The sequence below is a fragment of the Phenylobacterium sp. genome (assembly GCF_041920015.1).
Lineage (GTDB): Bacteria > Pseudomonadota > Alphaproteobacteria > Caulobacterales > Caulobacteraceae > Phenylobacterium.
The window spans coordinates 16,544-27,169 of sequence record NZ_JAYRST010000040.1; the positions used below are offsets into that span (position 1 = coordinate 16,544).

The following is a 10,626-nucleotide window of genomic DNA, read 5'->3' on the forward strand; positions in this document are numbered from 1 at the left end:
TCATGACCACGCTTCGACCCGCCCTGTTCCTCGACCGCGACGGCGTTCTCAACGAAGACCCCGGCTATGTGCACCGCTGGGAGGATTTCCGCTGGATTCCCGGAGCGCGCGAGGCGGTCGCCGCCTTCAACCGCGCCGGCTGGTGGGTGTTCGTGGTGACCAACCAGTCGGGAGTCGGCCGCGGCTATTACGCCGAGAACGACGTCATCGCCCTGCACGCCAGGATGAGCGAGAGCCTGGCCGAGATCGATGCGCGCATCGACGCCTACTACTACTGCCCGCATCATCCCGACGCCCGGGTCGAGGCCTATCGCCACCCCGATCCGCCGGACCGCAAGCCCAATCCCGGCATGATCCTGCGGGCGCTGGGCGAATGGCCCGTCGATCTCGCCCGCTCGATCATGGTCGGCGACAAGGAATCCGACCTTGAGGCCGCCCGCCGCGCCGGACTGCGCAGCCTGCACTTCACCGGCGGCGACCTGGCGCAGTTCCTGGAAGCCGAGGTCCTCGCCGCATGATCGGGTCGCCCATGATCGAGGTCGCCGGGGTGGTCTACGACTATCCGGCCGCCCGCGCCCTGCGTGGCGTCAGCTTTTCGGTGGAGGCCGGATCGGTCCTGGCCATGGTCGGCCCCAACGGCGCGGGCAAGACCACCCTGCTGCGCTGCATGGCGGCGCTCGATTCCCCGACCGAGGGGCAAATCCGCATCGCCGGCCTCGACACCCAGGACGATCCGCGCGGGGTGCACGAGGCGATCGGCTATCTGCCGGATTTCTTCGGCCTCTATGACGATCTCACCGTGCGGCGCGCCCTGACCTATGCGGCCCGCTCGCGCGGAATGGACGAGGCGGCGACCCCGGCGGCGGTCGAGGAGGCCGCGGCCCGCGTGCAGCTTTCCGACCGCATGGAGACGCGAGCCGGAGAGCTTTCCCGCGGCCTGCGCCAGCGGCTCGCCATCGGCCAGACCATCGTCCACCGCCCGCGCGTGCTGCTGCTGGACGAGCCAGCCGCCGGCCTCGATCCGGAGGCGCGCCGCGCGCTCTCCGAGCTCATCCTGCGCCTGTCGCGCGAGGGCATGACCATCGTCGTCTCCTCCCACATCCTCGCCGAGCTCGAGGACTATTCGACCCGGATGCTGATGATCCGCGACGGCAAGGTGGCGGGCGGGGGCGTCGTCGCCGCCGGCGCCGGGACGCGCGACGGCCTGCGCGTGGAGGCGAGCTTCGCCGATGCGCCCTCCGACCTGGCCGCGCGGCTGACGGGCCTCGGCCTCACGGTCGAGCGGCTCGACGGCGAGGTCGCGGTCATCGTCGCGCCGGAGGGCGAGGACGACTCGGCCCTGCTCGCCCGCCTGGTCGGGACCGGCCTGAAGGTCCGCGCCTTCCAGCCGGTCCGCCGCACGCTGGAAGACGCCTATCTGGCCGAGGTCGCCCCATGAACCCTGAATTTCAGCGGAACCTCTGGCTTGAGGCCTCGCCCCGCCGGCTGGCCTGGGCCGGCGTCGTGCTGCTGCTGATCTACGGCGCGACCGTCGCGGCCACCCGTGACAACCCCTTGGGGCCGCTGCCGGCGCTGGGCGGGGTCGGGGCCGCGGTCTTCGTCGCCTGCGCGATGATCTGGGGGGCTCGCGCGGCCGCCAGCTCGGTGCTTTCCGAGATTTCCGACCGCACCTGGGACTTCCAGCGGCTGTCGGCGCTCGACCCCTGGGCCATGACCTGGGGCAAGCTGGCCGGCGCGGCCAGCCTCGCCTGGCTGTGCGGCCTGACCGGCCTGCTGCTCTCGGTGATCGCCGGACTTCAGCGCGGCCTGCCAGGCCTCGGGATCTCGGTGGTGTTCATGGTCGCGCTGGCCGTCCTGCTGCAAGGCGTCTCCCTGGCCGCGGCGCTGATCGGGGTGCGCAAGGCCCGCGCCGAAGGCCGCCCCGCCCGAGCTGGCGGCGTGCTGGGCGGTCTGGTGGTCGGCTTCGTCCTGCTCTCCTGGGTCGCCGGCTCTTCCGGTTTCCAGCACGGCGCTGGGCTGGAGGGATTCCAGGCCCTGGCCAGCGCCCGCGGCTTCGTCGACTGGGGCGGCAAGATCTGGCCGGCCGACAGCTTCCGCGCCATCGGCGTCGGCCTGTTCGCCGCCTGGGCCGTGGTCGGCGCCTGGCGGCTGATGCGGCTGGAGTTGCAGATGCGGGCCAGCCCGCTGGTCTGGCCGGGCTTCCTGCTATTCGTCGCGGTCTTCGCCGCCGGCTTTCCTCTGCGCACCGGGGGACTGGGGGCGGCCCTGGTGACCGCCGCTCTGGCCGTCGCGCTCTGCGCCTACGCTGCGGCCTTCGCCGACCCCGCCGACCGTGTCCGCGCCCGGCAGTTCCTGGCCGCGGCCCGCGAACGCGACCTGCCGCGGGCCGGCCGTTTCGCTCCAGCGACGCTGGCGCCGTTGCTGCTGGCCGCGATCCTGGTGCTGGCGGCCTTCGCGGCCGGCGCGCGCGAGGGGGCGGGACTGCCCCAGGCCGGCGCCCTGATCGCCTTCCTGCTGCGCGATCTCGGGGTCATCGCCTTCTGCCGCATGGGTCAGCGGCCCGAGCGGGGCGACTTCGCCGCGGTCGTCGCCCTGGCCCTGCTCTACGGGGTCGGCGGGATCGTCGGCTGGTCGACGGGCGGCGCCCAGGGCGCCGCCCTGTTCGCGCCGCTCAGCGCTGCGCCGCTGCTCAGCCTCGTCTCCGGCCTCGTCCAGGCGGCGATCGCCTGGACCCTGGCCGGCCGGCGGATCGGCAAGGCCGGTTAGCGCCCTTCGATCTGGGCCAGCATCCGCTCCAGGCTGGCCAGTTCGTCGGCCTCGCCAGCCGGCTTGTCCCAGCGGATGCGGCTGATGCGCGGAAACCGCATGGCCACGCCCGACTTGTGCCGGGTCGAGCGTTGCAGCCCCTCGAACGCCACCTCGAACACCAGGCCATGGCGAACGTCGGCGCGCACCGCCCGCACCGGGCCGTAGCGGTCGACCGTATGGTCGCGGACATATTTGTCGATCGCCTTCAACTCCTCGTCGGTGAAGCCGAAATAGGCCTTGCCGACCGGGGTCAGCACCCGCGCGCCATCGACGGCCTCGGTCCAGACCCCGAAGGTGTAGTCGGAATAGAAGCTCGAGCGTTTGCCGTGCCCACGCTGGGCGTACATCAGCACCGCGTCGATCAGGAACGGATCGCGCTTCCACTTGAACCACGGCCCCTTCGGACGCCCGGCCTCGTAGAGGGAATCCCAGCGCTTCAGCATCACGCCCTCGGCGATCTGCGCATCGCCCGCCGGCGGCTCGGCGCGCAGGGCCGCCAGTTCCTCCCAGCTCTCGAAGGCCTGCAGCGGCGACAGATCGATGCGCGTGGTCTTCAAGCCGGCCACGAAGGCTTCCAGCCGCAGCCGCCGCTCGGCGAAGGGCAGCGGACGCAGGTCCTCACCTCCTTCGGAGAGCAGGTCGTAGGCCCGGATTCCAGCGGGATAGTCGGCCCGCATGGCGTGGGTGACGCTCTTGCGGTTCAGCCGCTGCTGCAGGTCGGAAAAACCGGCGATCGCGCCGTCGCGCAGCACCAGCAACTCCCCGTCGATCGCGCCTTCGAAGTCCAGCGCCTCGAGCACGTCGGGAAAGGCGCGCGAGATGTCGTCGCCGCTGCGGGCGTAGAGCCGCCGCACCCCGCCCTCGCTCACCGCCTGGACGCGGATGCCGTCCCACTTCCATTCGGCGGCGTAGTCGGCCGGATCGAGCTTTACGAAATCGACCGCCTCGTCCAGAGCCTGGGCCAGCATCACCGGCCGGAACCGGCCCGGCGCATCCGAGGTCGGCCGCTCCGAGCGGCCCTCCAGCCAGGCGAACAGGTCGTCGTAAGGCGGGCGCAGGGCGTGCCAGACCTCCTCGACCTCCGCGGTCGGGACCGGCCCCAGTTCGGCCACCGCGGTCTTGGCGAGCTTGGCCGACACCCCGATCCGCAAGCCGCCGGTCATCAGCTTCAAGAGCGCCCAGCGCCCGGTGGGGTCCAGCGCATCCAGCCAGCCCTCGATCAGCCGCTGGACCTCGGCGCGCGAAGCATTGCGCAAGGCGTCGACCACCTCCGACAGCTCCGGCTGGCGATTGGCGCCCGGCCGCGCCGGCCAGACCAGGGCGACGGTCTCGGCCAGGTCGCCCACATAGTCGTAGGACCAGCCGAACAGCACCGGGTCCATCCGCGCCTCTACCGCCTTGCGGATGAAGGCCGGCTTGGCGGCGTCGAACGCCAGCTCCCCGGTCAGGGCCGCCAGCGCCCAACCGCGGTCCGGGTCGGGCGCGCTTGCGAAATGGTCGCGCAGCAGGGTCAGCTTGGCGTTGCGCGAGGCGGTCAGCGACAGGCGGTCCAGCAGTTCGGCGAAGGCGCGCATCAGTCCTCCGCCTCGTCCTCGTAGCCGACCAGGGCCAGGGCGCGGGCCTTGACCCCGTGCAGCTCGGCCCAGCGCAGCAGCGCCTCCTCCCGGCCGTGGGTGATCCACAGTTCGCCCGGCGCCAGCTCGTCGACCGTGGCGGTCAGCTCGTCCCAGTCGGCGTGGTCGGAGATCACCAGCGGCAGCTCGACGCCCCGCTGCCGGGCCCGCGCCCGCACCTGCATCCAGCCGGAGGCGAAGGCCGCCACCGGATCGGGAAACCGCCGCGACCAGCGGTCGGCCAGGGCCGAGGGCGGGGCGACGATGATCTGGCCGGCGAAGTCCTGCCGGGTTTCGGAGGTGGCCGGCGCCAGCGGCCCCAGCCCTATGCCGTGCGCCTCGTAGAGCCGGTTCAGCCGCTCCAGCGCGCCGTGGACGTAGATCGTCCGGTCCCAGCCGGCCTCGCGCAGCAGGGCGATGATCCGCTGCGCCTTGCCCAGCGCATAGGCTCCGACCATGTGCGCCCGCTGCGGAAACTGCTCGATCGAGCGCAGCAGCCTGGCGATCTCGTGCCGGTCGTCGGGGTGGCGGAACACCGGCAGGCCGAAGGTCGCCTCCGAGATGAAGACGTCGCAGGGCACCGGCTCGAACGGCGGGCAGGTCGGATCGCGCCGGCGCTTGTAGTCACCCGACACCACCATGGTCAGTCCCTTCCAGCGCACCACCGCCTGGGCCGAGCCCAGCACATGGCCGGCCGGGACCAGCGTCACCTCGACCCCGTCGCGCGAGACGCTTTCGCCATAGGCCAGCGGCTGCACCGAACCGGCGAAGTCCGCGCCATAGCGCTCGGCCATGATCGCCAGGGTCTGCGGCGTGGCGATCACCGTCCCATGCCCCGCGCGGGCATGATCGGCGTGACCGTGGGTGACCACCGCGCGCGCCACCGGAGCTGTCGGATCGACGAAGAAGTCGCCCGGCGCGCAATAGAGCCCCTCGGGCCTGGGGCAGAGCAGGGTTTCCGGACGGATCATGCCTCAGCATATGGGTGAGACGGCCGATGGTTGCTCGGGACGTCGCCGCGCCTTGCCCCACCGTCACGTTGACCCATCGGCCCAGGCGCTGCAAACACGCAGGATGACGATCTCCCCGCAGATCCCTCGCGAGGCGTTGCTGCGCATGGTGGAAGCCGTGCCGCAAGCTGTCGCCCTGGGTTTTAAGCTGCTCTCTATCGAGCCGGGCAAGGGCTCGATCCTGACCCCCTGGCGCGAAGACCTGGTGGGCGATCCCGGCACCGGCGTCATCGCCGGTGGAGTGGTCACCGCGCTGCTCGACCACTGCTGCGGCCTGGCGATCACCTCGCGCAGTCTGGAAGGCGGCTTTCTCTCCACCGCCACGCTCGATCTGCGCATCGACTATATGCGCCCGGCCGCGCCGCGCGCCGACGTCACCGCGACCGCCCACTGCTACAAGCTCACCCGCAGCATCGCCTTCGTCCGCGCCCACGCCTTCGACGCCGATCCGCAAGACCCGATCGCCACGGCCCAGGCGGCCTTCGTCCTGAAGCGGGGCGAGTCATGAGCCAGGCCGCCGCCCAGAGGCTGGAAGCCTTTCTCGAGCGCGTACCCTATGTGCGCTTCCTCGGCATGCGCGCCGAGCTGGCGGGCGACGAGATGACCGCCGTCCTGCCCTTCGCCCCGCACCTGATCGGCAATGTCGCGCTGCCGGCCCTGCACGGCGGGGTGATCGGAGCCTTCATGGAGATGACGGCGCTCGCCCAGCTCTCGGTGATCGCGCCCAGCCCCAAGGTCCACAAGACCATCGACATCGCCATCGAATACCTGCGCCCCGGCAAGGCCCAGGTGATCTACGCCCGCGCCGACGTGCGCAAGGTCGGCCGCCAGGTCGCCAACGTCCACGTCGAGGCCTGGCAGGACCACCGCGACAAGCCGGTCGCCTTCCTGCGCGGTCACTTCCTGCTGAGCGGAACCTGAAACCCTACTGGGCGGCCTTGCGGTCCTCGTACGGATGGCGGCTGGCGCGCGCGGCCACCACGATGTCGAACACCGCGATCGCCGCCACCGCCCCCAGGGCGACATAGGCCGCCCGCTTGCGCGGTTCGGCGCGGCCGATCGCCCGGCCCAGCGCCACCAGGTCCATCACATCGCCCCCGGCCCGCATCCAGAACCACGGCCCCGGCTTGACCGGCGCCAGCAGGCCCGCGCCCGAGGCGATCTCCCGCGCGCCGAACGCGCTCATCGCCTGGTCGTCGAACCGCAGCCCCAGGAACCGGCTCACCCGGTCGGGCGCGGCCACCGCGACCACCCCGGCGGCGATCGACAAGAGGCCAAGCGTGCGTTTGACGGCGAGCAGGTCCATGGCGGCTCCTTCGGAAGGCTCCGCTTAAGGACGCCGAACCCGCCCGCCGGTTCCCGCCTAATCCAAGCCCGCCGCTTTCCTGTCCTGGGCGATCTTGTCCAGTTCGGCCTGCGCGGCCGTCATCGCCGCCGCATCGCCCTTGGTCCGGGCCTGGATCAATTGGCCGGTCGCCTCCATCTCGCGCACCGGGATCAGGTGGGTGTCGTCGGCCGGCTTGAAAGGCAGGGTCTGGATGCGCTCCAGCACCTTGCGCTGGCGCTCGGCTTCCGGCCCCTCGCCGGTCCCGTAGCTGAACATGAACGCGTCGATCTTCGCCTTCAGCGCCGGATCGAGGTCCTTGCGCCGCACCATCGGATCTTCGGGAATCCGCGGCGAGGTCCAGATCACGTCCAGGCTCGCCAGGGTCTTCTTCGACATCTGCGTGCCCAGCATCGCCATCCGGTCCATCGAGGCGGTGTTGTTGGTCGCCGCGTCCAGCAGGCCCTGGGCCACCGAGAACAGGTTGGCCTCGTGATTGGCCGAGCGCACGGTCTTGAAGCAGGTGTTCGGATCGACCCCGCGCGGCGCGAACAGGTAGGTCATGGGCGCCAGCGTGCCGGAAGTCGACTTGGCGTCGCCCATGCCGAAGTTCAGCTTGCGGTCGCATTTGAGCAGGCGCTCCAGCGTGATCCCCGCGCCCTTCTTCACCACGATCACCGCCTGGTAGCCGTCCGTTCCCGACGGATTGACCGTGCGGGCGAAGACCTCGCCGTTCGCCCGCCGCACCGCCTCCAGCCCCGACTGGTTGGTGAACCAGCCCAGGTCAGTCTGCTTGAAGCGCATCGCCTCGATCAGCGAGGTGTAGTTCGTGCCGAAAAACGGCTTCACCGGCACGCCGACGGCCTTTTCCAGATCGGCCAGGAACGGGCCCCAGTCGTCCATCTGGGTCTGCCGACCCTCGGTGGACATGATCGAGAAGTTGACGACCTGCGGCGTGGCCGGCTCGGCCGCCTCCTGCCGGGCGCAGGCGGCGAGGCTGAGCGCCCCTGCGATGGCGATGACGGTGCGGCGCGTAAGCATGCGATTTCCCCCCGAAGCAGGTCCGGTGCGGCTTCTGCGCCGTTTGCGTGACAGCTCCGCGACGGAGATGAGCGTAAAAGTCTGCTTGAGGCGAGCGCCTACTGGCGTTAGGCCGCGCGCATGTCCGACACCTCGATCCAGACTCCCTCCCTGCGCGGTCTCTCGGCTCAGGCGCGCGAAGCGAAAAGCTGGCCCTTCGAACAGGCCCGCATCCTGCTGGACCGGATTCTGAAACTGCGGCTCACCGACGCCGAGCGCGACCTCGCCGCCAGCCTGATCGGCGAGGGCAAGGCGGCCGAGGCGGTCGCGACCTTCCCGGCCCTCGCCCAGCCGGTGGTCTTCCAGTGCGGCTTCGGCGCTTCGGGCCTGCCGCATATGGGCACCTTCGGCGAGGCGGCCCGTCCGACCATGGTGCGCAACGCCTTCCGCGCCCTGACCGAGGACGCCGTCCCGACCAAGCTGATCGTCTTCTCCGACGACATGGACGGCCTGCGGAAGATTCCGGACAACGTGCCCAACCGCGAGATGCTGGAAGAGGACCGCGACAAGCCGGTCTCGTCCGTGCGCGATCCGTTCGGCGAGTACGAGAGCTTCGCGGCCCACAACAATGCGCGCCTGCGCGCCTTCCTCGACGGCTTCGGCTTCGACTACGAGTTCATGTCGTCGACCCAGACCTACAGGTCGGGCCGCTTCGACGAGGTGCTGCTGAAGATCCTCGAGCGGTTCGACGCCATGCAGGCGGTCATGCTGCCGACCCTGGGCGAGGAGCGCCGCGCCACCTATTCGCCGTTCCTGCCGATCAGCCCTAAGTCGGGCCGCGTCCTCCAGGCGCCGACCCTGGAGCGCGATCTCGCCAAGGGAACCATCGTCTTCCCCGACGAGGACGGAACCCTCACCGAGGTCCCGGTCACCGGCGGCCATGTGAAGCTGCAATGGCGCCCCGACTGGGCGGCGCGCTGGTATGCGCTCGGCGTCGATTTCGAGGCCTCGGGCAAGGACCTGGTCGATTCCGTCCGCGTCTCGAACAAGCTGGTGAAGGTGCTGGGCGGAACGCCGCCGGAGGCCTTCCACTACGAGCTCTTCATGGACGAGAACAACCAGAAGATCTCCAAGTCCAAGGGTAACGGCCTGACCATGGAGGAGTGGCTGCGCTACGGCGCGCCCGAGAGCCTCGCCTATTACATGTACCAGTCGCCGAAGTCGGCCAAGCGGCTCTATTTCGACGTCATCCCCAAGGCGACGGACGAGTACCTCCAGCAGCTCGAGGCCTTCAACAAGGCCCGCGCGGCCGCCAACGCCACGCCGATCGACAACCCCGCCTGGCACGTCCACCGCGGCGCCCCGCCGCAGAAGGGCTCGCCGCTGTCGTTCTCGCTGCTGCTGAACCTGGTCTCGGCCGCCGACGCCTCGACCAAGGACATCCTCTGGGGCTTCATCAGCCGCTACATGCCGGGAGCGACCCCCGAGAGCGAACCGATGCTCGACCGCCTGGTCGGCTATGCGATCAACTACTACGAGGACTTCGTGAAGCCCTCCAAGCAGTTCCGCGCGCCCGACGAGAAGGAACGCGCGGCGATCGGCGAACTCCTGGCCCGCCTCGAGGCCCTGCCCGCCGACGCCGACGCCGAGACGATCCAGAACGAGGTGTTCGAGGTCGGCAAGGCTGCGGGCTTCGAGCCGCTGCGCGCCTGGTTCCAGGCGCTCTATGAAGTCCTCCTCGGCCAGAGCCAGGGTCCGCGCTTCGGCTCCTTCGCCGCGATCTTCGGCCTGGAGCGGACCATCGCCCTGATCGAAAAGGCGCTGTCGGGCGAGCTGGCCGCCGCCTGAGGCTCGATACAATTGGTGATCGCGTTCCTGGGCCGCGCCTATGGAACGCAATCCCTCGCACGCGCATTTCCCAGCAAAGCTTGTTCGCCCCGCCCTCGGGGCGGGTTCAACTGCGTCAGGAAAAATCCGCCATGCGCGCTTCGCAACTCACCGCCGCCCTGCTGGCCGTCTCGCTCGCCGTCCCGGTCACGGCGAGCGCCCAGCCGACCCTGCGGCAGGGCAATCCGCTCTCCTCGATCTTCGGCTGCGACGCGGCCGGCAACAAGCAGGCGGGCGGCGCCGTGATCGGCGGCCTGGTCGGCGGGGTGGTCGGCAGCAATCTCGCCAAGAACGAACGCACGCTCGGCACCGCGCTGGGCGCGGCGGTCGGGGCGGCCGCCGGCTCCTACATCGGCTGCCGCATGCAGCGCAGCGACCAGGCCAAGGCCCAGGCCGCGACCCAGTACGCCCTCGACCGCGGCGGCAATCGCTCGTGGACCAATCCGGAGACCGGCGCCTCGGGCGACGTCCGCGTCGTCTCCACCCAACCCTATGGCGAACCTGTCTCGCTCGGCGGCCTGCGCTTCGCCCCGGGCGTCGAGCCGGCCTCGGGCTACGAGAGCGACGGCGGCCGCTACGCCCCGCGCTCGACCGTCAACCTGCGCGGCCAGCCCAGCACCTCCGGTCCCATCGTCGGCAAGCTGAGGTCCGGCGAGAGCGTCGAGGCCCTGGCCCGCGTCGCCGGCTCCGACTGGATTCTCGCCGGCCGCGGCGGCGAGGCCATCGGCTATGTCGCGGGTTCGGTCGTCCGCTCGGTCGGCGGCGGCGCCTATGCCGGCGCTCCGGTCTGCCGCACCTTCGACCAGACCATCCGCACCCGGGACGGCGGCCCGCAGACCGAGCGCTACACCGCCTGCAAGGGCGCCGACGGCCAATGGGTGGTCCAGAGCTGAGGTTTCTAAATCCTCCCCCGCTGGGGGAGGTGGATCGCCGCCAGGCGGCGAGACGGAGGGGGTTTGCTGAC

General features: G+C 70.7%; 11 protein-coding genes. 7 read left to right on the forward strand and 4 right to left on the reverse strand.

What is annotated here, in order from left to right; translation table 11 throughout:
• Positions 1-2 precede the first annotated feature (2 nt).
• From ACE3TL_RS10145 to ACE3TL_RS10155, 3 genes are read left to right on the forward strand one after another with little or no spacing between them, the layout of a single operon-like run.
• The gene (locus tag ACE3TL_RS10145) at positions 3-518 is read left to right on the forward strand and encodes a D-glycero-alpha-D-manno-heptose-1,7-bisphosphate 7-phosphatase (RefSeq protein ID WP_374578569.1); all 516 of its coding nucleotides are present in this window, start codon (positions 3-5) and stop codon (positions 516-518) included.
• Complete coding sequence (locus tag ACE3TL_RS10150; protein ID WP_374578570.1) at positions 515-1,438, forward strand: ABC transporter ATP-binding protein; 924 nt, start codon at positions 515-517, stop codon at positions 1,436-1,438. The genes ACE3TL_RS10145 and ACE3TL_RS10150 overlap by 4 nt, the downstream gene beginning before the upstream one ends.
• The gene (locus ACE3TL_RS10155; protein WP_374578571.1) at positions 1,435-2,766 is read left to right on the forward strand and encodes a hypothetical protein; all 1,332 of its coding nucleotides are present in this window, start codon (positions 1,435-1,437) and stop codon (positions 2,764-2,766) included. The genes ACE3TL_RS10150 and ACE3TL_RS10155 overlap by 4 nt, the downstream gene beginning before the upstream one ends.
• On the opposite strand, the gene ACE3TL_RS10160 is transcribed toward ACE3TL_RS10155, so the two are convergent.
• Positions 2,763-4,382, reverse strand: a complete 1,620-nt coding sequence (locus tag ACE3TL_RS10160; RefSeq protein ID WP_374578572.1) for a cisplatin damage response ATP-dependent DNA ligase — start codon at positions 4,380-4,382, stop codon at positions 2,763-2,765. The genes ACE3TL_RS10155 and ACE3TL_RS10160 overlap by 4 nt on opposite strands.
• Entirely contained in the window at positions 4,382-5,392 is a 1,011-nt protein-coding gene (locus tag ACE3TL_RS10165; RefSeq protein ID WP_374578573.1) for a ligase-associated DNA damage response exonuclease, read from the reverse strand. The genes ACE3TL_RS10160 and ACE3TL_RS10165 overlap by 1 nt, the downstream gene beginning before the upstream one ends.
• A gap of 103 nt (positions 5,393-5,495) precedes the next feature.
• On the opposite strand from ACE3TL_RS10165, the gene ACE3TL_RS10170 reads away from it, so the two are divergent.
• Both ACE3TL_RS10170 and ACE3TL_RS10175 read left to right on the forward strand, forming a co-directional pair.
• Entirely contained in the window at positions 5,496-5,939 is a 444-nt protein-coding gene (locus ACE3TL_RS10170) for a PaaI family thioesterase (RefSeq protein WP_374578574.1), read from the forward strand.
• Positions 5,936-6,352, forward strand: a complete 417-nt coding sequence (locus tag ACE3TL_RS10175; protein ID WP_374578575.1) for a PaaI family thioesterase — start codon at positions 5,936-5,938, stop codon at positions 6,350-6,352. The genes ACE3TL_RS10170 and ACE3TL_RS10175 overlap by 4 nt, the downstream gene beginning before the upstream one ends.
• A 4-nt stretch (positions 6,353-6,356) precedes the next feature.
• On the opposite strand, the gene ACE3TL_RS10180 is transcribed toward ACE3TL_RS10175, so the two are convergent.
• Together ACE3TL_RS10180 and phnD are read right to left on the reverse strand one after the other, a co-directional pair.
• Entirely contained in the window at positions 6,357-6,737 is a 381-nt protein-coding gene (locus ACE3TL_RS10180) for a hypothetical protein (RefSeq protein WP_374578576.1), read from the reverse strand.
• Positions 6,738-6,794: 57 nt separating this feature from the next.
• On the reverse strand, positions 6,795-7,796 hold the full coding sequence (gene phnD, locus ACE3TL_RS10185) for a phosphate/phosphite/phosphonate ABC transporter substrate-binding protein (RefSeq protein WP_374578577.1): 1,002 nt from the start codon (positions 7,794-7,796) through the stop codon (positions 6,795-6,797).
• 120 nt (positions 7,797-7,916) lie between these two features.
• Between phnD and ACE3TL_RS10190 the strand changes: the two genes are divergently transcribed.
• Together ACE3TL_RS10190 and ACE3TL_RS10195 are read left to right on the forward strand one after the other, a co-directional pair.
• Positions 7,917-9,623, forward strand: a complete 1,707-nt coding sequence (locus tag ACE3TL_RS10190; RefSeq protein ID WP_374578578.1) for a lysine--tRNA ligase — start codon at positions 7,917-7,919, stop codon at positions 9,621-9,623.
• 131 nt (positions 9,624-9,754) lie between these two features.
• The gene (locus ACE3TL_RS10195; RefSeq protein ID WP_374578579.1) at positions 9,755-10,555 is read left to right on the forward strand and encodes an SH3 domain-containing protein; all 801 of its coding nucleotides are present in this window, start codon (positions 9,755-9,757) and stop codon (positions 10,553-10,555) included.
• Positions 10,556-10,626: the final 71 nt, after the last annotated feature.

Coding starts and splice junctions, on each gene's coding strand:
- ACE3TL_RS10145 (WP_374578569.1), top strand. CDS start 3: ATGACCACGCTTCGACCCGCCCTGTTCCTCGACCGCGACGGCGTTCTC.
- ACE3TL_RS10150 (WP_374578570.1), top strand. CDS start 515: ATGATCGGGTCGCCCATGATCGAGGTCGCCGGGGTGGTCTACGACTAT.
- ACE3TL_RS10155 (WP_374578571.1), top strand. CDS start 1,435: ATGAACCCTGAATTTCAGCGGAACCTCTGGCTTGAGGCCTCGCCCCGC.
- ACE3TL_RS10160 (WP_374578572.1), bottom strand. CDS start 4,382: ATGCGCGCCTTCGCCGAACTGCTGGACCGCCTGTCGCTGACCGCCTCG.
- ACE3TL_RS10165 (WP_374578573.1), bottom strand. CDS start 5,392: ATGATCCGTCCGGAAACCCTGCTCTGCCCCAGGCCCGAGGGGCTCTAT.
- ACE3TL_RS10170 (WP_374578574.1), top strand. CDS start 5,496: ATGACGATCTCCCCGCAGATCCCTCGCGAGGCGTTGCTGCGCATGGTG.
- ACE3TL_RS10175 (WP_374578575.1), top strand. CDS start 5,936: ATGAGCCAGGCCGCCGCCCAGAGGCTGGAAGCCTTTCTCGAGCGCGTA.
- ACE3TL_RS10180 (WP_374578576.1), bottom strand. CDS start 6,737: ATGGACCTGCTCGCCGTCAAACGCACGCTTGGCCTCTTGTCGATCGCC.
- phnD (WP_374578577.1), bottom strand. CDS start 7,796: ATGCTTACGCGCCGCACCGTCATCGCCATCGCAGGGGCGCTCAGCCTC.
- ACE3TL_RS10190 (WP_374578578.1), top strand. CDS start 7,917: ATGTCCGACACCTCGATCCAGACTCCCTCCCTGCGCGGTCTCTCGGCT.
- ACE3TL_RS10195 (WP_374578579.1), top strand. CDS start 9,755: ATGCGCGCTTCGCAACTCACCGCCGCCCTGCTGGCCGTCTCGCTCGCC.